Here is a 21793-nt window from a genome sequence, read left to right on the forward strand (position 1 = left end):
GTTGCGAGTTTGGAAATCAGTCTGTCTCGGCGAGGCAGCAATCCAGGTTCATGGAGATGAACAGGCTTTTCAATTATTGACTTTTCAAGTATGTTTGCAACTTATTCCTATCTGGAAAGAGATTAAAATAAAGTGACAGGTTTTCTTTTCAGACACACCATGCCCAAGTATTTCTTTATTCTGATTATTGCCATGTTCACCTTTGGCAGCCAGTTTGCGCATGCAGAGCCGACGGTCATACGTTATCCGCGACCCGCAGCCAAGACCGACAGCCATTTTGATTATGTCCAGGAATTGCTGACTGAAGCCCTGTCTGCTTCTCCTAATAAATATAAGCTGTTACCCAGCAAGGCTACCATGCAGCAGGGTAGGGCAGTGCATGAAATGAAAAATGGCACTGGTGAAGTCGATCTTTTGTGGAGCATGTCCACTGATGAAAGAGAAAAAAGCCTGATTGCCATCAAAATCCCTATAGACAAGGGTTTACTGGGTTGGCGCATCCCATTCGTGATTGGTGAAAACCGGCAAATGTTCAAAACCGTCAGGACCTTGCACGATATGGAGAATTACTCCGCCGGGCAAGAGCTGGATTGGCCAGATGTCAAAATTCTGGAAAGCAATGGACTCAAAGTGAGTACGGCGAATTCCTATGAAGCCTTATTCAGCATGCTGGAAGCGGGGCGTTTTGATTATTTTCCCAGGTCCATCATGGAAATCTGGAAAGAACAAGAGGTACATGCTGGTAAAAACCTCGTCATCAGCCAGGATATTGCCCTGCATTATCCTGCGGCTTATTATTTCTTTGTTGCCCCCAACAAGCTTCAGTTTGCATTAGACCTGACGAATGGTCTGGAGATATTGATACACAATGGTCAATTCGAAAAACTCTTCCTGAAATACCATCAAAGCTCAATACAAAAAGCCGGGCTTAAACACAGAATCGTGCTGGAGTTGCAAAATCCCTTCCTGAACCCGGCGAATATGCCACTGGGCAGAAGTGAACTTTGGTTCAAGCCTTAGTGACCAGACAAAAATAAAGCCGGAATCTGAAGAAATCAGATTCCGGCCTTACTGTTTACTTATTTAAGCTTGATTTAGCCTGCGCGATTGATCAGGAAAGTCGTCAGCAAAGGTACTGGACGGCCAGTGGAGCCTTTGGCTGCACCAGATTTCCAGGCTGTACCAGCGATATCCAGATGGGCCCAGGTATATTTCTTGGTATAGCGCTCAAGGAAGCAAGCTGCCGTGATACTGCCACCAGCTGGGCCGCCAATGTTTGCCATATCAGCAAAATTGGATTTCAGTTGCTCGTTATAAGCTTCCTCTATAGGCATACGCCATGCGGTATCACCTGTTTGCTTGCCTGCTGCCAGCAATTCTGCTGCCAGTTGGTCATGTGCTTCATCGTGACGGGTGAACAGGCCGGAGTTATGATGTCCCAGGGAAGTCACGCAAGCGCCGGTCAGTGTTGCGACGTCTACTACGGCTGCAGGCTTGAAGCGTTCTGCATAAGTCAGGGCGTCACACAGGATCAGGCGGCCTTCGGCATCCGTATTCAGGATTTCGATGGTTTGGCCAGACATGGAAGTGACGATGTCGCCAGGGCGAGTGGCGCTGCCAGAAGGCATGTTTTCGCAAGTTGGGATAACGGCGATGACGTTCAGCTTGAGTTTCATTTCGCCGATGGCGCGCATGGTACCCAGTACAGAAGCTGCACCACCCATGTCGTATTTCATCTCATCCATACCAGCGCCAGCCTTCAGCGAGATACCACCAGAGTCAAAAGTAATGCCTTTGCCGACCAGAACCACAGGCGCGTCTTTGACTTTACCGCCATTGTGCTTGAGCACGATGAACTTTGGTGGTTCTACTGTGCCATTGGTGACAGACAGGAAACTACCCATTTTGAGGGCTTGTATCTGTTTGCGGTCCAGTACTTCTGCGACCATTTTGTAATCGGTAGCGATTTTCTTGGCAGTATTGGCCAAATGGGTCGGTGTGCAGAAATTAGGTGGCAGATTACCCAGTTCCTTGGTCAAATCCATGCCATTGGCCAGAGCTACGCTTTGTGCCAACGCATTTTTAGCAGCCGTTGCATCTGCAGCGGCAACAGCAATAGCGACTTTTTTGACGCCAGAGGTTGATGTGTCTTTCTTGCTCTTCAAGCCATCAGCACGGAAGATGCTTTCACGGAAAGCTACAACGGTGCTGCGTATGGACCAGCCCAGATCGCGGTCTTTGACTTCTGGCAAGGCGACAACGGCGTCATTGGCACCCAGGCCAGCCAAAACACGGGCAGCAGCCTGTACTGCCTGGTTATAGGCTTTTTCGCTGACTACAGCGGCTTCTTCACCCAAACCTACCAGCAATACGCGCTCTGCAGCGACATCAGCCAGTTTGCGCAACAGCAGGGATGTGCCCGTTTTACCAGTAATATCGCCAGATTTCAGGGCTGCAGCGATGTCGCCGGACTTGTCCAGACCTGCTGCAGCGGCGGAAAGTTTCTTGTTTTCATAGACGCCAACTACGATACAGCCTGTCTTAATTGCTTTATGGGCAGTCGAGGCACTTTTTGCGTCGATTGTTTTTATGCTAAAGTCCACGTATTACTCCTCTTTGTAAGTCTCGTAAAACAGACATTATAATCCTACTCATGATTTTTCAGCGCGCGCTTCGACGTGAATTAAACAGTGCCGCAGGCGCAGTCTTCACTACATTGTTCACCATCACGATTTCGGTGATGCTTATCAAGATCCTTGGAAATGCCGCAGGAGGCAAAGTTGCGTCTGCTGATGTGGTGGCCTTGATAGGCTTTACTGCCTTGATGAATATGCATATCTTGCTGCTGCTGACCGGTTTTATTTCGGTCTTGCTGGTAGTTACCCGCAGTTACCAGGATTCTGAAATGGTGGTCTGGTTTGCCTCTGGCCTGAGTCTGACACAGTGGATAGGGCCAGTATTGCGTTTCGGTGGCCCTCTCATTATTTTGACGGGTTTGTTGAGCTTTATCGTCACCCCCTGGGCCAATCAGCAGAATGTGGAATTCCGTGAGCGTTTTGAAAAACGTTCGGATATTGCCAAGGTCGCACCGGGCAAGTTCCAGGAATCTGCCTCATCTGACCGCATTTTCTTTGTGGAAGAGGTGGCTGGCGACCTCAGTAAAGTACAAAATGTTTTCATCAATACCTACAAAGACGGGCGCTCCAGCATCGTCGTTGCCCGCGAAGGCATGATAGAAATTGACAAGGCTGGCGATAAATTCCTGGTCATGAGCAAGGGGCGGCGTTACGACGGCTTGCCCACAGCCCCCGATTTCCAGATGATGCAGTTTGAGAAGTATGGTGTGCTGGTTTCCAGCCAGAATGCCAGCATAACCGGTGATAAATCCGCCAAATCCATGCCCTTGATGACTTTGCTGGAAAGTCTCGACAATACTAAACTGGGTGAGTTGTTATGGCGCATATCCCTGCCAGTGATGTGTGCTGTACTGCTGCTGATGGCGATTCCTTTGGGTTATGTCAATCCGCGTGTAGGGCGCTCTGCCAATCTGATTGTCGCCTTGCTCCTGGTGGTGGTTTATTTATCGATTACGAATATCTTGCAAGCGCTCGTGGTGCAGGGGCGTAGCAGCTTTGGCATGGCATGGTGGCCACATCATCTGTTTGTCGTCCTGATGACCCTCAGCATGTTTTTATGGCGTTTGAAAGTCAATAGTCGCTGGCATCCCTTGATTTTGTGGTCGCGCTGCAAATCTGGTTTCCGCGGCAAGGAAAAGTGTCCAGCATGAAAATTTTACAAAAATACTTTGGCGTTGAAATCTTACGCGCGGTCTTGTTCGTCATGCTGGCTTTGCTGGCCCTGTTCTCTTTCTTTGACCTCGTCAATGAACTGCAGTCCTCAGTGAACAAAGGGGGGTATCAGCTCAAGCATGCCGTGCTGTATGTGTTGCTGGGCTGGCCTGGTTACATTTATGAATTCATGCCTATCGCGGTCTTGATAGGGACGATTTACGTATTGGCGCAATTTGCTTCCAATTCTGAATTCACTATCATGCGGGCGTCGAGTATGTCGACCATGATGGCGGGTACAATACTATTGAAGATAGGCATGGTATTCGTAGTCTTTACTTTTTTGTTTGGCGAAATCATTTCCCCTGTGTCCAGCAAACTGGCAGAGAAAATGAAGCTCAGCGCGATTGGCGAGTCGCTGGCGCAAGAGTTTCGTACTGGCTTGTGGACCAAGGACCTGGTACGTGAAAATGGTTTGACTGGCGATGTCATAGGCTCGCGTTTCTTGAACGTCAAAGAAATTTTGCCAAATCGTCATTTGAAGGGCGTCAAGATATTTGAATTTGACAAGAACTTTCATCTATCAAGAGAAATGACTGCAACAGACGCCGAGTACGTGGCTAAAAACACTTGGCGGCTGTCGGATGTCATAGAAACTTCTTTCCCCAAGACTTTGACGAGTGAAGATATTGCGGCTGTCAAAAGTCAAAAGCTGGCAAGCAGAGAAGTAATATCAGAAGTCACACCGGATATTTTGTCGGTCCTGTTTGCCGATCCTGACCGCATGTCGGCAACAGACCTGGCAGCATTCACCAAGCATTTAGCTGACAACAAACAGGATGGCGAGCGCTATGAAATCGCCTTCTGGAAAAAAATCACTTACCCATTTGCCGTGCTGGTGATGATGGCATTGGCCTTGCCTTTCGCTTATCTGCATGTACGCAGTGGTGGTGTCAGCCTTAAGATTTTCAGCGGCATTATGTTAGGGATGACTTTTTACCTGATCAATGCCTTGTTTTCTCACCTGGGTTTGCTCAATACCTGGCCGGCATTGGTAACGGCGTTGGTGCCTAGTATCCTGTTCCTGATTATTGCTTCGCTGGGCTTGCGCTATGTAGAAAGAAACTGATGGCAAACAAATCTGCCTTGATCCTGTTTGCCCACGGTGCCCGTGACCCACGCTGGGCTGCGCCTTTTCAGCGCTTGCAGGTAATGACGCAAGCCAGCTTGCCCGAGGTTACCGTCGCACTGGCTTTTCTGGAATTCATGACACCTTCCTTGCCGGAACTGGCAGCGCAACTGGTCGCCGATGGTTGCGACAGTATCAGCCTGGCACCAGTGTTCCTGGGGCAGGGCGGCCATGTCTTACGGGATTTGCCTGTGCTGGCAGAAGAAATTCGTACAAGGCATCCTGGCTTGCAATTCAAGATAGCCAATGCCGTGGGGGAAGACGAGACGGTCTTGCAGGCGATACGTGATTATTGTTTGAAACTGTTGTAATACTCATATGAGTACAGATGGTGCGTGATTTAGAGATTACACTCATCAATATTGCAGTTTTAAAGTACCTAAAAAGTATGTCCCAATTGAAAACGATATTTTCATTCGTCTTGCTGATGCTGGCGACATGCGTGGCTACGCTTGCTCATGCTGGTCAGGTCTTGGCAGTTGGTACTGAATTCTCCAATGTATTTGAGCGCAGCCCCAATGGTGAATTCACTGGTCTGGGGGCGGACATCATACGTGCGCTTGCCAAACAAAATGGCGATGAAGTCAAATTTGAAATCTACCCTTGGGCACGGGCGCAGTGGATGGTGGAGCATGAGCAGGCGCACATACTCATAGGCCCTTACAAGACTGCAGAGAGAGAAGCAAAATACGGTTTTGCCAAACGTGCTTTTTATCGTGATGTCATGGCGCTGTATATACGCAAGGGCTCAGATGTAAGCTGGGATGGAAATTATTCCAGCTTGCCTGGCCCGCGCCTGGGTGTCATCAATGGTTGGGTATACGGCCAACAATTTGAAAGCCTGCGGTCCGGCATCAAACCAGTGATCGCCAATACCCTGACCAATGGCTTGAATATGTTGATGGCAAAGCGGGTGGATTATCTGGCGACCAATATGCGCAATACAGAAGCGACTATGAAGACGCTGGGCATTAGCAATGAGATGCAGATGATAGAGCCCTTCATGGATATGCAAGATGGTTATCTGGCTTATTGCAAGAGTATAAGCTGTGAGCAATTACGCTTGCGCTATGACGAGTTGTACGAGCAACTGCGGGATGGTGGCGTCTTGCAATTGATGGCCCGCAAGCTGGGGGTAAGGTTACCCCCGTAACGCCACCAGTGCAGCAGGCTCATGATAATTTGTCAGTGTGCTTGCCAGTGCGTGCACGCATCGCTTCGCCCATCATAACCAGTACTGGTCCGGTGCTGAGGGGCAGACCTTTGGATAATTCATCCAGACTCAAAGTTTGACTGCATTCATTGGGACGACTGCAATTTTCTATGATGACTACAGGTAAATTGCCCGGGAAGTTGGCGGCCAGCATGCGCTGTGCCGTCAGCGTAGCTTCCCTGCCGCCCATATACTGCACCAGGGTGTCACATTCAGGTATGCGGGTATCAGCGCTTTCGCCAGGAGCTGTGCTTGAAGTGAACAAGGCAACACTGCGAGCTACTCCACGCTTGGTCAGTGGCTGCCTGACACTGGCGGCGGCGGCTAACGCGGTGGTAATACCAGGTACTATTTCATAGTCTATGCCTGCCGATTCCAGTGCAGTCAGTTCTTCATCAGCACGGCCAAACAGCATAGGGTCTCCACCCTTGAGACGGACCACCAGTGCATATTGTGCCGCGCATTCCAGCATTTGCTGATTGATGTGCTCTTGCGCAGCAGAACGTTGCCCGCTGCGTTTGCCTACCGAGATTTTGACCGCCTGTGGGCAAAGGCCCAGCATTTCTGTCGTGACCAGGGCGTCATATAACACCACGTCTGCCTGTGCCAGCAGACGGGCACCACGTACCGTAATCAGGTCCGCCGCACCCGGGCCTGCACCTATCAGATAAACCTTGCCCTGAGTCTGTGACATAACTCAGGCCAGATGTATCATGCCGGCAGCAACTGTCTGATGCGTGACTTCATCGATGAGGATGAAAGCACCAGTAGAGCGCAAGTCCTGATAATCATCGACTGCCAGCGCCTGGGCCACGTTCAAGGTGACGGTGGCGATATCGTTCAGTTTCAGGCTGTCAGCAGGGCGGCGTTCTTGCGTATTGATATCAAGCAGGGTATCAATGCCAGTGACTCTGGCAGCGACTTGCCTGGTGGTATGCTTGAGCCAGTACTTGCGACGGATATCCAGCGCATCTTCTGACAGCCAGCACAAATCAGCCTTGACGGTTTTCAAGAGTGTCGCCGGGCGGTCAGCACCAACCAGCATGTCGCCGCGTGAAATATCAACATATTCTTCCAGCAAGATCGTGACTGACTGACCGACGACAGCAGTATCCAGTGAAGTATCCAGCGTCAAAATGTCTTTGACTGTCGCTGTCTGGCCACCAGGTTGCACCAGCAGTTTATCGCCCTTGCTGACCTTGCCAGCTTCAATACGCCCCATATAACCACGGAAGTCATTTGCTTCATGGCCATTGTGGCGCGCTACCAGTTGCACCGGGAAGCGGAAAGGCTCGTCATGGCAGGCGTCATATACGCTTAATGACTCCAGCAACTCTATCAGCGTCGGGCCTTTGTACCAAGCCAGTTTTTCGCTGGCAGTGACGACATTGTCACCCGCCAGCGCAGACAGTGGGATAGGGCGTATATCTTTCAAGCCCAGTTGATCGGCAAATTCCTGATAGGCGCCGATGATGCGCTCATACACAGTCTGGTCATAGTCGATCAGATCCATCTTGTTGACGGCGACGATGACATGTTCAATCTGCAGCAGATGGGCAATTGTGGAATGGCGCTTGGTTTGCGTCAGCAAATCGACACTGCCATCATCATTGAGCTTGACCTTGGAGACGTCGATCAAAATGATGACGGCATCGGCAGTCGATGCACCAGTCACCATATTGCGTGTGTATTGTTCATGGCCAGGAGTGTCGGCAATGATGAACTTGCGTTTTGGTGTGGCGAAATAGCGATAGGCGACGTCGATGGTGATGCCTTGCTCGCGCTCTGCTTCCAGGCCATCTGTCAGCAGGGACAAGTCTATCGTGTCACCAACAGTGCGCTTGTGCTTGGCGCGTGAGATGGCATCAAGCTGGTCAGCAAAAATACCCTTGCTGTCAAACAGCAGGCGACCGATCAGCGTGCTTTTGCCATCATCCACTGAACCGGCCGTGATGAAGCGCAACAGGCCACGTTCTCTACCAACGGCGGCAGTCAATTGTTCTACGGCGTTCATTAGAAATATCCTTCTTTTTTACGTTTTTCCATCGATGCTTCTGATGTCTGGTCATCCATACGTGTGGCGCCACGTTCTGTAATCTGGGTAATCGCTGTCTCAGCGATGATGGCTTCGACCGTAGCGGCGTCAGAAGACACCGGGCAGGTGCAGGAGATATCACCCACAGTACGGAAGCGCACGACCTGGGTTTCTACCGTTTCACCATCACGTGGTGGCGTCAGGTCTGTCAGTGGTACCAGCAAGCCATTGCGAGGTATGACCTGGCGTTCATGCGCAAAATAAATCTGAGGCAATTCCAGCTTTTCGCGGGCAATGTATTGCCATACGTCGAGCTCGGTCCAGTTGGAAATAGGGAAGACGCGCATATTTTCACCAGCGTGTACGCGGGTGTTATACAAATCCCATAATTCCGGGCGTTGTGCTTTCGGGTTCCATTGACCAAATTCATCACGGAAAGAGAATATCCTCTCCTTGGCACGGGCTTTTTCTTCATCGCGACGGGCACCACCTATGCAGGCATCAAACTTATGCTCGGCGATGGTTTCAAGCAAGGTGACGGCTTGTGCGGCATTGCGTGAATCTGTTGCCGGGTTGCGCAGGCGTACCGTACCACGGCGTATCGATTCTTCTACCGAACCGACGATCAGGCGTTCACCCAGCTGGGCCACGCGCTTATCGCGAAAGGCGATGACTTCAGGGAAATTATGGCCAGTGTCGATGTGCACCAGCGGGAAAGGGAATTTACCCGGGCGGAAAGCCTTTTCTGCCAGGCGCAGCAAGACGATGGAGTCTTTGCCACCGGAAAACAGCAGGGCAGGGTTGCTGCATTCGGCCGCGACTTCACGCATGATATGGATGGCTTCGGATTCCAGCCAATCCAGGTGGCGATTGCTCGCAGCATCAATAAAATGGTTTTCCACGACAGTATTCATGATTTTTCTTCTTCAGACAGCTTGTTTAATTCGGATCAGTTTGCCATCGACTACATGCAGGCCGCATTCTTTTGAATCCGGGTTTTCCCACCACCAGCGACCAGCCCTGACATCTTCACCCGGCTGTATGGCACGGGTGCAGGGTTCACAGCCTATCGATGGATATCCTTTGTCATGCAGAGGATTGTAAGGCACATTGTTGCTCCTGAGATAGTGCCAGACATCATCTTCTGACCAATCTGCCAAAGGATTAAACTTTTGCAGGCCATGTGTTGCATCATCTTCCTGTATCGCCAACTCAGTACGTGTTGCAGACTGCGCACGGCGCTGGCCGGTGACCCAGGCTTTGTTACCTGCCAGGGCCCGTTTCAGGGGTTCTACCTTGCGTATGCGGCAGCATTCCTTGCGCATTTCCACGCTGTCGTAAAAGGCATTGCGGCCATGCTGGCTGACATAATTTTCTACTGCGGCGGCATCAGGCTTGAACAACTTGATTTCTGTGCCATAGGTTTCCTTGACTTTATCGAGCATGCCCAGGGTTTCTGCATGCAGGCGACCAGTTTCCAGCGAGAAAATCGTGATATTCAATTTCTTGCGCAAGATCAGGTCAGTCAATACCATGTCTTCTGCTGCCAGGCTGGAAGCAAAGACAGCTGGCTCAAATTCATCAGCGATTCTTTCCAATATAGCCTGTGTTGCGGCAAGGCGCTCTTGAAAATCACTCATGCCTCTGCTCCTGTGCGTTCGGCGCGACGGAACAGGGGATTTTTTTCATCCCAGGAAGTCTGGTATTTTTCAGAAAAATCAGTCAGGCCCTTGATGGCATCATGGATATTTTTGTCTTCTCGTGTGGCAAATGCATTGAAGCCCACACGCTGCATATAAAACAACTGGTCGCGCAAGACATCACCGATGGCGCGCAGTTCGCCAGTGAAGTTCAAGCGTGAGCGTAGGTTATAGGCGATGGAATAACCGCGGCCATCGGCAAATTTAGGAAAATCCACCGCCAGCAGATTAAAGCGGCTGATATCTTCCTTCAACTCTTTCGCCTGTTCATCGCTGCTGAACCAGACGGCGATATCAGTCCGGTTTAACAGGCTTTCGCGTTGCAACAACCATACTTTCAAAGGGATGATGACCTTGCCTGTCGGTACATTGATGGCATCTGGTGTCTCATTCTCGGTCAGACGCAGTACTGTCCAGTCGTCGGCTACGATGGCTTTGTCTTTAATAATTTCTCGCATGATGCACTTTCTTAATTTCAGTAGCTGACTGCAGTACCGGCGTCTTCACCATGATGTTCATTGGTACGTATCGGTGTTGCATACACAAATTCCTTGAATGGCGTGATCCCCAGGCGTTGTGCTGTATCGATGAAGCGCTCGTTTTCGAGACGGTCACGCACATATACCTGGATGATGCGGTCTATCACTTCAGGCATTTGTCCTGCAGCAAAAGATGGGCCTATGATCTTGCCTATGGCGGCGCTATTGCCCTGTGCACCACCGATGGATACCTGATAAAACTCGCTGCCATCTTTGTCCACACCCAAAATGCCAATATTGCCGACATGGTGATGGCCGCAGGCATTGATACAACCAGACATATTGAGTTCTATGTCGCCTATATCATGCAGGTAATCAAGGTCATTGAAGCGGTCAGTAATATCCAGCGCGATAGGGATGGACTTGGCGTTTGCCAGCGCGCAGAAATCACCACCAGGGCAGCAGATCATGTCAGTCAGTAAACCGATATTTGGCGTCGCCAGGCCGTGGGCCTTGGCTTCTTGCCATACAGTGAACAAGTCAGCGACTTTAACATCCGCCAGCACCAGGTTTTGCTCATGCGTGACACGCAATTCACCAAAGCTGTATTGGTCTGCCAGATCAGCAATAAAGTCCAGTTGTTCGGAACTGGCATCGCCCGGTGGTACACCAGGTTTTTTCAGGGACAGCACCACCGCAGCATAACCAGCCACTTTATGTGGTTTGACATTGCGCTTGACCCAGTTGGCGAAGGACTTATTGTCTTGCAGATGTTGTTGGTAGGCAGCATCTTGAGCAGACAGGGTTTCATAGTCTGGTGTCGTGAAATAGCTGGCCACGCGTTTCAATTCTTCTTCTGTCAGGGTGGCCGGACCATCCTTGATGTCTTGCCATTCTTCTTCTACCTGACGGGCAAAATCTTCAGCACCTATGGCTTTCACCAAAATCTTGATACGGGCTTTATAGATATTGTCGCGACGACCGTACTGATTGTAGATGCGCAGTATCGCTTCCAGATAAGTCATGACGTGTTTCCATGGCAGGAAATCACGTATCACGCTACCCAGAATAGGCGTGCGGCCCATGCCACCACCAACCATGACCTTGAAGCCGACTTCGCCAGCTTCATTGTGTACGACAGTCAGGCCTATATCATGCACGGCAATCGCGGCGCGATCTTCTTTGGCACCATTGATGGCAATCTTGAATTTACGTGGCAGATAGGCAAACTCTGGATGGAAGGTAGTCCATTGACGCAGGATTTCAGCATAGGCACGCGGATCTATCACTTCATCGGCAGCAACACCGGCAAATTCATCCGAGGTGATATTGCGCATGCAGTTGCCAGAAGTCTGGATGGCATGCATTTCCACCGATGCCAGTTCTTCCAGGATGTCTGGTGTGTCTTCCAGATTGATCCAGTTGTACTGGATATTCTGGCGCGTCGTAAAGTGACCATAACCACGGTCATATTTGCGGGCGATATGGGCAAATTTACGTACCTGGTTCGACGACAGCATGCCGTAAGGCACTGCTACCCGCAGCATATAAGCGTGACGCTGCATATACAGGCCGTTTTGCAAACGCAAAATACGGAATTCATCTTCACTCAATTCATTCGAGAGCCGGCGGCTAACCTGGTCACGGAATTGTGCAATACGTTCCTTGATGATTTGGTGATCGTGCTGGTCGTAACGATACATCTTTAATTACCCATAAAATGCGTTTGTAAGTACGCGATTGCAAATAAATTCAAAGGACTAACTTGGCTGCAACCAGAGTCAGAGTGGTTGCCAGTAGGCCACGTAAAAATTTTTCAGGTACTGCCCGGGCTGCCATGGAACCCAGGGTAATGCCAGGCAGAGAACCTATGAGCAGACTGCCCAGCAAGACCCAGTCTATTGAGCCCAGCCACCAGTGACCGAAGGCGGCAATGGCCGTCAAAGGTACAGCATAGGCAATATCCGTACCGGCAATATTGGCAGCAGACATGCGTGGATACAGCATGACCAGCAAAGTTGCACCAATTGCACCAGCACCGATAGAGGATATGGTCACCAGTGTACCCAGGATGGCACCTGAGACAATAGTCGCAATCGCCAGGTTTTTACCTTGCAATTGCTTTTCAGGGTGCTTGTTGAGCCAGTTCAGCATCTTGCCTTTAAACAGCAAGGCAACCACGGTCAACAATACAGAGGCTGCGATGGAATAACGTATGAGCTGACCAATTTCCTTGTCCAGTGCCCCAAAATGCTTGAGGAGCAAGGTTGCCACTACAGCGGCAGGTAAGGCGCCATAGCACAGAAGGCGCACTACATCCCATTCAACTGTGCCGCGCAGTCTATGGGTAAAAGTGCCGGTGGCCTTGGTAATCGATGCAAAGGCGAGGTCAGTGCCCACCGCCACTGTTGGTGATACACCAAACAGCAGGGTAAGCAGAGGAGTCATCAGTGAGCCGCCACCTACGCCGGTCAATCCGACCAGGGTGCCTACTGCAAATCCCGAAAATATATAGGTTAACGTCATGTCGCCTCGCGCAAAGTAGGTGCATCGTAATGAATACAGGCCTTATTCCAAACTACTTAGTATTCATTTGCTTATATACGTATTTGATATATGCAAAATCGCTGGACTGATATTGTCTTTAGTTTAATTCGTAAAATCAGAATAAATTATTTAAAAGATAATTTACGCAAGAAAGCTTGCGCTTTTGATGTGTTTTTTATCAAACTGATGCCACAGCAGAAATTTGTGTTACTGATTCACAAACATGTTGGTGTGGAAAAAGTAGAAGTAGCTTTGAAATTAAGAATAGATGTTGCCATATGGAAATGCGAGTTAAATTCGACAATGTTTTTAACAATTCTTCTATGAATAGATGTTTTTCGCATAAAGAAATATTGGCAGATATATATTTTTTTGTACGGTCCGCGTTTGTTAATACTTATGGCACGAAGAAGTCCAAATGCTTGGAACCTGGATATTGAGATTGTGAGCTTGCCAAACAGTAATTGTATTTTTGCGTATAATTCATCGGCCGAATAACTCGGTAGGTTGTACGTCTTCAGGGCGGGGTGTAATTCCCCACCGGCGGTAAATGCACAGGATTGCCTTGGTAATTCTTGTGCACAAGCCCGCGAGCGCTTGCAGTAAAAACGGCTGTAGCAAGTTTGCAGCAGTTTGCAAGGTCAGCAGATCTGGTGTGATTCCAGGGCCGACGGTCATAGTCCGGATGAGAGAAGATGCGCCGCATGTAAAGCACCTATGGTAGCCACCATGGGCGCTTGCGTCTGGCTATTCGTTTTTTTACTCCCTGAAACGTCTTTTGCACATTCATTTTTGCCGGAGCGTTTCATTATGTTGAACACTATTAGTATTACCGTCCCATCCGCCAATTCCGCTCAGCCGGAACTTCTCTCTCTTAGACCACTTGATCAGCGCCTGTCCAGGGCATTGGCAGACCTGCGTAATGGCCGTCCCGTGTTGCTCATGGATGACTTTGACAGGGAAAACGAGGCTGATCTCATCGTTGCCGCAGAAAAAATCACGGTCGAATCCATGGCCAGGCTGATCCGCGATTGCAGTGGCATCGTCTGCTTGTGCCTGACCGACGACAAGTTGCAGCAACTCGATTTGCCACCTATGGTCAGCAATAATGAAAGCCGTTATGGTACGGCTTTTACTGTATCGATAGAAGCCAGGCAGGGCGTGACCACGGGTGTTTCTGCGGCTGACCGTGTCACCACTATCCTCACTGCCATTGCAGCAGATGCAAAACCTGAGGATTTGGCTAGACCTGGTCATGTCTTTCCCTTGCGTGCTGCGCCAGGTGGCGTGCTTACTCGGCGCGGGCATACTGAGGGTTCGGTCGATCTGGCCATCATGGCAGGTTTATCACCCGCTGCAGTATTATGTGAATTGATGAATCCGGATGGCAGTATGGCTAAAGGCGAGCAAATCATAGAGTATGCGGTGACTCATGACATCGTGATATTGACAATTGATGAGCTTGCCAGCTACAGGGCCTTAACTGCCGTATAGTGTTTTTAAATTCATATCTCGAGTGGCGGCTATGCGCATGTTCAAAAGAGTGATGGTGTTGAGTATGTTATTGGCCGTCACCCTGACGTATGCCGAAGCTGCGCCCTGGTATAAGTGGCGCAGCAAGCTTAGTGCCCATGTAATTTGCTCCCAAACCTCGCCAGGCGAGGGGTGGGAGCAACTGCAGCAAGCTTTTCTTGATGCCCGCTGCGAGCGGCCCAGGAAAGACTGAGTTCGCTGTTGATCTCCCATGCTGTCCAGCTTATTGATGTTCGTTTTTCGAAACAAACATTGCGCATCCTCATTTCTTCGCATAAGTTGAAATCACAAGCATATTGCATGCAAAAATCTTGGACATAAGCAAGAATTGATGCAGTTTCGCAGTTCAACTCCCTTGATTCACTTTCCTTTAACCCAAGGATAATCATCATCTATGCCCTTGCTCAAAACGCATTTCAGTTTTTGGGTGTTGTTGGCGAGAAAATGACTGTCCTGTCGAACTATTCGGATGGCAGCCACATGATGAAACCAGGAAACGAAGGAGTGAACATGTTGATAGAACGTGAGGCAGAGAGCTGCTACCTCGGACAGTTTATCCCCCTGCAATACCATCACAATATGTTGATGGACTTGAACCGCATGGACAATTTCAAGGCGGCGATACGGCGTCAGGTGTTTGAGGGCGCAAAAGTACTGGAGTTAGGCGGCGGTACGGGAGTCTTGTCCTGGTTTGCCGCACAGGCTGCGTCCAAAGTATATTGCGTAGAGTTCAATCCCGACATGGTGGCTGAGGCGCGTCGCTTGCTGGCCATGAATCGCTATGGTGAAAAAGTTGAAGTTATCCATGCCGATGCCTTTGAATATCTGCCGCCAGAGCCTGTTGATATTGTAATTTGTGAGATGATCCACGTTGCCATGTTGCGTGAAAAACAGGTGGAAGTCATAGAAAACTTCAAGAAGCGGTATATTGCCAAATTTGGTGGCCCTTTGCCTTTGTTCATACCAGAAGCAGTTGTCATGGCAGTGCAACCCTTGCAACAGGCTTATGATTTTTCTGGCTATCAAGCGCCGATTATCCAATTCCAGCAAGCTGGTGTTTTCTCTGCTGATACGGTGGAAATGGCACAGCCAGCTTTGTACAGTATTATCGATTTCAACCAGCCCAATGAGATGCAAATCAAATGGGAAGGTAGTTTTACGATAGAAAAAGCAGGCACAGTCAGTGCCTTGCGCTTTGTCACCAAGAATATTCTGGCTGTATTGATGGAGACATCATCCACCATAGACTGGCTGAATCACTATATGGCGCTGCCCTTGGAGCAGCCGGTTACAGTGAAAGAAGGCGATCTTCTGCAAGTCAGTTTTCAGTATAGGGCAGGCGGTTCCATTGCCTCGCTACAAAACTCCATGCGCGCCGAAGTCAAGTCCACGACAGCAGTACGCGCAGGTCATTTATCATTGGCATATGGTTGAGTGAAGTATTATCTGCATGATAAAAAGCCTGCATTTGTTTTAACAAATGCAGGCTTGACTTTTATTGATTGGCCAGAGATTTTAGTTCTTATCTGCGTCTGGATGTGCCAGAGCCTGTTGTGTCAATTCCTCGTCCGTAAGCAGTGGCAGCTCATCGATGTCTTCAGGGGGAGCTTGATCTGCTAATTCCAGGGCATGCTCACCCAGGAAGGCTAATACAGCCTGCCCCGTCGCAGGCGCATTCTGTGCGTCTGGCCTGCTTGTGACAACTTCTTCATTAGCCGCATCATTTTCCAATTCATCCAAATCATATTCATTACTGTTCCCTTCAGTGGCCAGGGCTTGCTTTAGTAATTCATCATCAGATATTGGTGGTAGTTCAGTCAGTTCTTGTAGTTGCTCCAGATTTGCTTCTTCAATAGGAGGATCTTGCAAGACTGGCAAAGCCGTCTTGCCAGGTTTGTTCAAATTTTCCAGATAGGCAGCAAAGTCACCATTTTCAGGGGCATTATTGTTGATCATGTGTTGAGTCTTAATGATTTAGGCAAAAGATTCAATTCTCATGTCCATCGTGCATGGGCAAAGTGTCGTGATCAGGTTTTAGCAGATTGATGTCGCGCACATTTTTTTGTACTGCAACGGCGGCAAACAGGCTCAGCAAAAATGCCATGGCAAAGAAGCCTTTTTCGCTCCAGCCCAGGGTAGCATTGACCAAGCCTACAGCCAGTAACAGGATGGATAAACCCAGTGACAACCAGCACAGACCAAAGTAGATGCCTGTAACGGGTATGCCTTCGAGTTTGTCACGCACAGATTTTTGCAGGGAAACGGCAGAAAACAAGCCATACATTAATACTGTGAAGTAATAGCCTTTCTCATTCAATTGTATCTCTGCATTCCAGACGCCAGCAAAATAGGTGGCTGCACCTATAAACAATGCGGCCCACGATGCGCCCACAAATGCACCGGTAGGTGCGTGAAGTTGAGGTTTCAAACAAGGACTCCTTGATTTAACAGACTAGATCAGGTTTTACCGGATTCGCCAGGTTTTTGCAATAATACAATTAAAAGAATCAGGGATTAAGTTGCTCTTAAGGCTAAGTTGTTGGTTCAATGGTTGATATATTATGGGTATATGGACAAAATGATGTCATTCGCGTAAGGTCACCCCTTCTTGCCTATGCGGCGAAATGAGTTCTACTTTGTGTGCACCTTACCGGAGTCAAATAATGTCTTTACGTTTTGCTGCCTTACCTGCTGGAAAATCCTTGATGACTTGCCTGATTGCAGGCCTGTTTTTTTCTGCGACTGCGCATGTCGCAAAAAACAAGGTGGATAGCGCCGCTGCAAAGCCTGTGCAGGCATCCAAGTTGGCTCTGGCAGACTTGATCAAGAATTCCAGTGCGACAGACTGGCGACCGCTTAATCCAGAAAATACTTTGTACCTGGAATTGCCCAAAGGGAGAGTCGTGATTGAGTTGGCGCCAGATTTTGCCCCTCATCATGCACAAAATATCAAGGCCCTGGTGAGAGAAGGTTATTTTGACGGCCTGGCCATCGTACGCTCACAAGAGAATTATGTTGCACAGTGGGCAGATCCGGATGAGAAACGTGAAGTCAAGACAGCCAAGCGTCAGCTTGCCGGTGAGTTTACTGTCAAGTATGCGGCCAATCTGCCATTTACCCGCTTGCCAGATGTAGATGGTTATGCGCCACAGGTAGGTCATGCAAATGGTTTTGCTGCCGGACGTGACCCCAAGGCAGGCACAGCCTGGTTGGCCCATTGCTATGCCAGCGTTGGTGTCGCTCGCGGCACTGAATCGAATAGTGGTGACGGCACATCCCTATACGTCGTTACTGGCCATGCGCCAAGACAGCTGGATAAAAATATCACGGTCGTTGGTCGCGTCATGCAAGGTATGGAATTGCTGACGACCCTACCGCGTGGCACCGGGCCTTTGGGCTTTTACGAAAAAGTCGAAGAGCGCACTCCCATAACAGCCATCAAGGTCGCCGCTGATGTGCCAGAGGCAGAACGCAGCAAACTGGAAATCATACGCACCGATACTAATACCTTCAAATCTATCGTCGAAGCCCAAAGAAATCGTGGTGGCGACTGGTATAAAGTGCCAGCGGGATACATAGATTTATGTAATGTACCCTTGCCAGTCAGACCGCAGAAATAATGACGAAGGTATAGGAGTGCGTGACGCCTTTGCCTCAGGCGTCACTACTTTGTTCAATGCCATGACTGATATTATTGCCCTGGATTGCTCAGATCTTCGTGAATGCGGTTAATGCCTTGTATTAGTTCCTCGCTCAGTTGCGTATCTACCGTATCAATGTTTTCTTTAAGTTGCGCCAGGTTGGTCGCACCTATGATGGTGCTGGCAACAAAACTGCGCGAGTAGCACCAAGCCAGCGCCAATTGTGCTGGCGTCAATCCATGTTCCCGTGCCAGTGTCGCATAACGTTTACTGGCTTCAAATACGCTGGCGCGCATATAACGTGGGCTCCAGGTTGGTGGGAATATGGTCAGGCGGCCATGGGCTTTGGCATTGTCAGTGTACTTGGCCGTGAGCTGTCCGAATGCGAGGGGGCTATAGGACAGCAGGCTTACATTTTCGCGAAAACAGGTTTCATCCAGCCCCTGTTCAAATGAGCGGTTCACCAGGTTGTAGGCATTTTGTATGCTGGCGATGTGTGCCGCACCTTGCAGCTCTGCCTGTTTGATAAATTCGCTGACACCCCAGGATGTTTCATTCGATACGCCAAAGGCGCGTATCTTGCCTTCCTTGACCAGGGCATTTAATACTGCCACGGTTTCTGCAATATCTGTACACGGTCTTTCCAGTGCCGGGTCAAACTGCTTTTGTCCAAAGATGGGGGCATTGCGGCTGGGCCAGTGCAATTGGTACAGGTCGATGTAATCCGTTTGCAGGCGTTGCAAGCTTGTTTCTATGGCGACCCGTATGTTTTTCTCATCCAAATCATTTTCGCCATTGCGTATCCAGCCCATGCCACGCGAGGGGCCGGCAACTTTGGTCGCCAATACGATCTCACTACGTTTACCAGATTTCTTTATCCAGCTACCTATATACTGCTCGGTCTTGCCCTGTGTCGCTGCACGCGGCATGACAGGATACATTTCTGCCGTATCGATAAAATTGATGCCACGTTCCAGCGCATAATCCAGCTGCTCATGCGCTTCTGTTTCGGTGTTTTGTTCACCAAAAGTCATGGTGCCCAGGCAAATTGTAGAGACGCTGAGCTGGCTATTACCTAGTAAGATTTTTTTCATGGTCTGCGAGGTTTATTTTATTTGTGTTGGCGTAATGCATCAGCACATTCTTTTACCAGGGCGGGGCCTTGATAAATCAGGCCGGAATACACTTGTACCAGTGCCGCACCCGCCTTCATCTTAGCTGCCGCATCCGCGCCAGAGAAAATCCCGCCTACACCGATGATGGGTAACTCATTACCCAGTTCTGCCTTCAAGGCACGGATGACGCGGTTGGATAGTTCAAACACGGGTTTGCCAGACAGTCCGCCGGTTTCTTCTGCATGCGGCAAGCCTTGCACAGCGTCGCGGGTGATGGTGGTATTGGTGGCAATCACACCATCTATCTTATGGCGCAACAAGGCCTCACCTATGGTCTTGATCTGTTCTGCATCGATATCAGGAGCGATCTTCAAAGCGATGGGGACATAGCGCTTATGTTCATCGGCCAGTTTTTGCTGTGCTTGCTTGAGTTGCGACAGCAAGGCGTCCAGCTCAGTCGCACCTTGCAACTGGCGCAGGTTCTTGGTGTTGGGGGAAGAGATATTCACGGTCACATAACTGGCATAAGGATAAACCTTGGCCAGGCAATGCAGGTAATCTTCGGCGGCACGTTCTATAGGCGTATCGGCATTCTTGCCTATGTTCAGGCCCAGTACACCTTGCTTGTCCTGATAAAAGCGCGAGGCCTGGACGTTTTTCACAAAGGCATCGACTCCGCCATTATTAAAACCCATGCGGTTGATGATGGCATCCGCCTGCGGCAGGCGAAACATGCGTGGCTTGGGGTTGCCTGCTTGCGCGCGAGGCGTGACAGTGCCAATTTCTATGGAGCCAAAGCCGATTCCAGCCAGGCCATCAATATACGCACCGTCCTTGTCCAAACCCGCGGCCAGACCTACCGGATTGGGGAAGCGTACGCCCATGACAGTGCGCGTATCTTCCGCAGGTTTGTTGGTCAGCAAACCAGACAGCCCCAGTTTATTGACGCGCTGCAGTGCTGGTAAAGTCAGATGATGGGCATTTTCCGGATCCATGGCAAACAGGGCAGGGCGGATCAGGGAGTAAAGAAGTTTTGCAGACATGTAAATAGGTGAGGAAGAAGGTTGAAATAAAATTTGAGAGGCAGATGGACGGAGAGCTTCACAGTTCCCGCAGAGTCTGCCAGCGCCCCTGCATCAAGGCATCCAGAGGGCGGAAATTGGTCTTGTAAGCCATCTTGGGGCTGGCAGCGATCCAGTAACCCAGATAAACAAAGGGCAGTTTCAAAAGGCGCGTTTGCTCTATCTGCCACAAGACATTGTAAGTGCCATACGACGCTGTTGCATCATCCGGGTCGTAAAAGGTATACACCGATGACAGGCCATCAGTCAGTACATCGATGATACTGACCATGCGCAAGACATCTTTCTCGTCCCTGAATTCCACCAGGCGGGTATTTACCCGGCTTTGCAGTAAGAACTGCGCATATTGGTCGCGACTGTCATTGTCCATACCGCCGCCAGAATGGCGTTCACCTTGGTAGCGCTGATACAACTCATAGTGTTCGTGTACATAACTGAGACTGCTGACACGAGCCTGCAGATTGCCATGTTTTTTCCAGGCACGGCGCTGGCTGCGGTTGGTTTCAAATTCATTGACACGTACGCGCACCGGCGTGCAAGCCTGGCAGTTATCGCAATGCGGTCGGTAAATAAAAATGCCGCTACGCCGAAAACCACTTTTCACCAGTTCTGAATAGGCATCAGCATTAATCAGATGCGCAGGTGTGGCCACTTGCGAACGTGCCTGCAAACCTTCCAGATAACTGCAAGGGTAGGGCGCGGTCGCATAAAACTGTATGCTGGCGAAGGGGAGTTCGTTAAGCTGAGTCACGGGCTGATCTTGTTGACTATGGTCCAATTGCTAATCGCTGGCAGGGCACAGGCATGTTCTACCCAGCGCAAAAACTCGGTCCTGCTGATCGCTTTTGCGCCCAGAGATGCCAAATGTGCCGTCTCTTGCTGGCAGTCTAACATTTTCACGCCATGTTCACGCAAGAAAAATACCAGATGCGCCAAGGCTATTTTGGATGCATCCGTGACCCTGGCAAACATCGACTCGCCATAAAACATGCGGCCTATGCAGACGCCATAGGCACCGCCTACCAGTTCGCCATCCAGCCACACCTCGACGGAGTGGGCATATCCCAGCTTGTGCAATTCACCATAACCAGTGACGATCTCTTCAGAAATCCAGGTACCACTTCCTTCTTTGCGTGGTGCTGCACAGGCCAGCATGACATCTTCAAAGGCGCTATCAAAACGTACTTCCCAACGCGGATCTTTACTGACTTGCCGCAGGCGCTTCTTCAGGCTAGGGGATAATTTGAAATCTTGCACTTGCAAGACCATGCGCGGATCGGTAGACCACCACAAAATGGGTTGCCCATCAGAAAACCAGGGGAAGATTCCATTTTTATAGGCATATAGCAGACGTTCTGCCGACAAATCAGCACCAGCTGCCAGCAAGCCTGCAGCACCATCTTTTTCAGTCAAAGCGGTGCTGGGATGAGGAAAGGGGCTATTCGTTTCCAGCCAGGGTATCACGCAGCCT

At 49.8% G+C, this 21793-nt stretch carries 24 protein-coding genes and 1 riboswitch; of the genes, 10 read left to right on the forward strand and 14 right to left on the reverse strand.

Annotation, left to right across the window (positions count from 1 at the left end):
* Positions 1 to 159 precede the first annotated feature (159 nt).
* A complete protein-coding gene (locus ACO0LC_RS04390) occupies positions 160 to 1020 on the forward strand; it encodes a hypothetical protein (RefSeq protein ID WP_423000965.1) in 861 nt (286 codons plus the stop codon).
* A gap of 74 nt (positions 1021 to 1094) precedes the next feature.
* On the opposite strand, the gene ACO0LC_RS04395 is transcribed toward ACO0LC_RS04390, so the two are convergent.
* Positions 1095 to 2603: a leucyl aminopeptidase gene (locus tag ACO0LC_RS04395; RefSeq protein WP_423000967.1), complete on the reverse strand. Its 1509-nt coding sequence runs from the start codon at positions 2601 to 2603 to the stop codon at positions 1095 to 1097.
* 50 nt (positions 2604 to 2653) lie between these two features.
* Between ACO0LC_RS04395 and lptF the strand changes: the two genes are divergently transcribed.
* The 4 genes from lptF to ACO0LC_RS04415 all read left to right on the forward strand — a co-directional run bounded on the left by lptF (position 2654) and on the right by ACO0LC_RS04415 (position 6130).
* Positions 2654 to 3787 carry an LPS export ABC transporter permease LptF gene (gene lptF / locus ACO0LC_RS04400; RefSeq protein ID WP_423000969.1) on the forward strand — a complete coding sequence of 378 codons (1134 nt, stop codon included), beginning with the start codon at positions 2654 to 2656 and terminating at the stop codon, positions 3785 to 3787.
* Positions 3784 to 4917, forward strand: a complete 1134-nt coding sequence (gene lptG / locus ACO0LC_RS04405; RefSeq protein WP_423000971.1) for an LPS export ABC transporter permease LptG — start codon at positions 3784 to 3786, stop codon at positions 4915 to 4917. The genes lptF and lptG overlap by 4 nt, the downstream gene beginning before the upstream one ends.
* On the forward strand, positions 4917 to 5288 hold the full coding sequence (locus ACO0LC_RS04410) for a sirohydrochlorin chelatase (RefSeq protein ID WP_423000973.1): 372 nt from the start codon (positions 4917 to 4919) through the stop codon (positions 5286 to 5288). The genes lptG and ACO0LC_RS04410 overlap by 1 nt, the downstream gene beginning before the upstream one ends.
* Positions 5289 to 5365: 77 nt before the next feature.
* Positions 5366 to 6130: a substrate-binding periplasmic protein gene (locus ACO0LC_RS04415; RefSeq protein ID WP_423000975.1), complete on the forward strand. Its 765-nt coding sequence runs from the start codon at positions 5366 to 5368 to the stop codon at positions 6128 to 6130.
* 19 nt (positions 6131 to 6149) lie between these two features.
* Here the strand turns inward: ACO0LC_RS04415 and cobA are convergent, their stop codons facing one another.
* The 7 genes from cobA to ACO0LC_RS04450 are packed head-to-tail and all read right to left on the reverse strand — an operon-like array spanning position 6150 to position 12930.
* Positions 6150 to 6884, reverse strand: a complete 735-nt coding sequence (gene cobA, locus ACO0LC_RS04420; RefSeq protein WP_423000977.1) for a uroporphyrinogen-III C-methyltransferase — start codon at positions 6882 to 6884, stop codon at positions 6150 to 6152.
* A gap of 3 nt (positions 6885 to 6887) precedes the next feature.
* Positions 6888 to 8204, reverse strand: a complete 1317-nt coding sequence (locus ACO0LC_RS04425) for a sulfate adenylyltransferase subunit 1 (RefSeq protein ID WP_423000979.1) — start codon at positions 8202 to 8204, stop codon at positions 6888 to 6890.
* Entirely contained in the window at positions 8204 to 9139 is a 936-nt protein-coding gene (cysD, locus tag ACO0LC_RS04430) for a sulfate adenylyltransferase subunit CysD (RefSeq protein ID WP_162041759.1), read from the reverse strand. The genes ACO0LC_RS04425 and cysD overlap by 1 nt, the downstream gene beginning before the upstream one ends.
* A 12-nt stretch (positions 9140 to 9151) precedes the next feature.
* On the reverse strand, positions 9152 to 9865 hold the full coding sequence (locus ACO0LC_RS04435; RefSeq protein WP_423000981.1) for a phosphoadenylyl-sulfate reductase: 714 nt from the start codon (positions 9863 to 9865) through the stop codon (positions 9152 to 9154).
* Positions 9862 to 10383 carry a DUF934 domain-containing protein gene (locus tag ACO0LC_RS04440; protein WP_423000983.1) on the reverse strand — a complete coding sequence of 174 codons (522 nt, stop codon included), beginning with the start codon at positions 10381 to 10383 and terminating at the stop codon, positions 9862 to 9864. Before ACO0LC_RS04440 ends, ACO0LC_RS04435 begins: the two co-directional genes overlap by 4 nt.
* Before the next feature lie 17 nt (positions 10384 to 10400).
* On the reverse strand, positions 10401 to 12107 hold the full coding sequence (locus ACO0LC_RS04445; RefSeq protein ID WP_423000985.1) for a nitrite/sulfite reductase: 1707 nt from the start codon (positions 12105 to 12107) through the stop codon (positions 10401 to 10403).
* A gap of 49 nt (positions 12108 to 12156) precedes the next feature.
* A complete protein-coding gene (locus ACO0LC_RS04450; RefSeq protein WP_423000987.1) occupies positions 12157 to 12930 on the reverse strand; it encodes a sulfite exporter TauE/SafE family protein in 774 nt (257 codons plus the stop codon).
* A gap of 90 nt (positions 12931 to 13020) precedes the next feature.
* Here ACO0LC_RS04450 and ACO0LC_RS04455 point away from each other — a divergent pair, with 90 nt between their 5' ends.
* The 4 genes from ACO0LC_RS04455 (at position 13021) to ACO0LC_RS04470 (ending at position 15918) form a co-directional block, all read left to right on the forward strand.
* Positions 13021 to 13278: a hypothetical protein gene (locus tag ACO0LC_RS04455; RefSeq protein WP_423000989.1), complete on the forward strand. Its 258-nt coding sequence runs from the start codon at positions 13021 to 13023 to the stop codon at positions 13276 to 13278.
* A gap of 182 nt (positions 13279 to 13460) precedes the next feature.
* Positions 13461 to 13652, forward strand: a riboswitch (FMN riboswitch).
* Between the two features lie 109 nt (positions 13653 to 13761).
* Positions 13762 to 14445, forward strand: a complete 684-nt coding sequence (gene ribB, locus ACO0LC_RS04460) for a 3,4-dihydroxy-2-butanone-4-phosphate synthase (RefSeq protein ID WP_423000991.1) — start codon at positions 13762 to 13764, stop codon at positions 14443 to 14445.
* Between the two features lie 31 nt (positions 14446 to 14476).
* On the forward strand, positions 14477 to 14677 hold the full coding sequence (locus ACO0LC_RS04465) for a hypothetical protein (RefSeq protein ID WP_423000993.1): 201 nt from the start codon (positions 14477 to 14479) through the stop codon (positions 14675 to 14677).
* A 317-nt stretch (positions 14678 to 14994) separates the two neighbouring features.
* On the forward strand, positions 14995 to 15918 hold the full coding sequence (locus ACO0LC_RS04470; protein WP_423000995.1) for a methyltransferase domain-containing protein: 924 nt from the start codon (positions 14995 to 14997) through the stop codon (positions 15916 to 15918).
* 81 nt (positions 15919 to 15999) lie between these two features.
* Here ACO0LC_RS04470 and ACO0LC_RS04475 read toward each other — a convergent pair whose 3' ends face one another.
* Positions 16000 to 16440 carry a hypothetical protein gene (locus tag ACO0LC_RS04475; protein WP_423000997.1) on the reverse strand — a complete coding sequence of 147 codons (441 nt, stop codon included), beginning with the start codon at positions 16438 to 16440 and terminating at the stop codon, positions 16000 to 16002.
* Between the two features lie 31 nt (positions 16441 to 16471).
* Positions 16472 to 16912: an inner membrane protein YiaA gene (gene yiaA / locus ACO0LC_RS04480; protein WP_423000999.1), complete on the reverse strand. Its 441-nt coding sequence runs from the start codon at positions 16910 to 16912 to the stop codon at positions 16472 to 16474.
* A 235-nt stretch (positions 16913 to 17147) separates the two neighbouring features.
* Here yiaA and ACO0LC_RS04485 point away from each other — a divergent pair, with 235 nt between their 5' ends.
* Entirely contained in the window at positions 17148 to 18104 is a 957-nt protein-coding gene (locus tag ACO0LC_RS04485) for a peptidylprolyl isomerase (protein WP_423001001.1), read from the forward strand.
* Positions 18105 to 18175: 71 nt separating this feature from the next.
* On the opposite strand, the gene ACO0LC_RS04490 is transcribed toward ACO0LC_RS04485, so the two are convergent.
* The 4 genes from ACO0LC_RS04490 to aat are packed head-to-tail and all read right to left on the reverse strand — an operon-like array spanning position 18176 to position 21786.
* On the reverse strand, positions 18176 to 19219 hold the full coding sequence (locus ACO0LC_RS04490) for an aldo/keto reductase (protein ID WP_423001003.1): 1044 nt from the start codon (positions 19217 to 19219) through the stop codon (positions 18176 to 18178).
* A gap of 17 nt (positions 19220 to 19236) precedes the next feature.
* The gene (locus tag ACO0LC_RS04495) at positions 19237 to 20283 is read right to left on the reverse strand and encodes a quinone-dependent dihydroorotate dehydrogenase (RefSeq protein WP_423001005.1); all 1047 of its coding nucleotides are present in this window, start codon (positions 20281 to 20283) and stop codon (positions 19237 to 19239) included.
* 58 nt (positions 20284 to 20341) lie between these two features.
* Positions 20342 to 21073, reverse strand: a complete 732-nt coding sequence (locus ACO0LC_RS04500; RefSeq protein ID WP_423001007.1) for an arginyltransferase — start codon at positions 21071 to 21073, stop codon at positions 20342 to 20344.
* The gene (gene aat / locus ACO0LC_RS04505; RefSeq protein WP_423001009.1) at positions 21070 to 21786 is read right to left on the reverse strand and encodes a leucyl/phenylalanyl-tRNA--protein transferase; all 717 of its coding nucleotides are present in this window, start codon (positions 21784 to 21786) and stop codon (positions 21070 to 21072) included. Before aat ends, ACO0LC_RS04500 begins: the two co-directional genes overlap by 4 nt.
* Positions 21787 to 21793 lie beyond the last annotated feature (7 nt).

It is taken from the genome of Undibacterium sp. JH2W, from assembly GCF_049340425.1.
Lineage (GTDB): Bacteria > Pseudomonadota > Gammaproteobacteria > Burkholderiales > Burkholderiaceae_D > Undibacterium.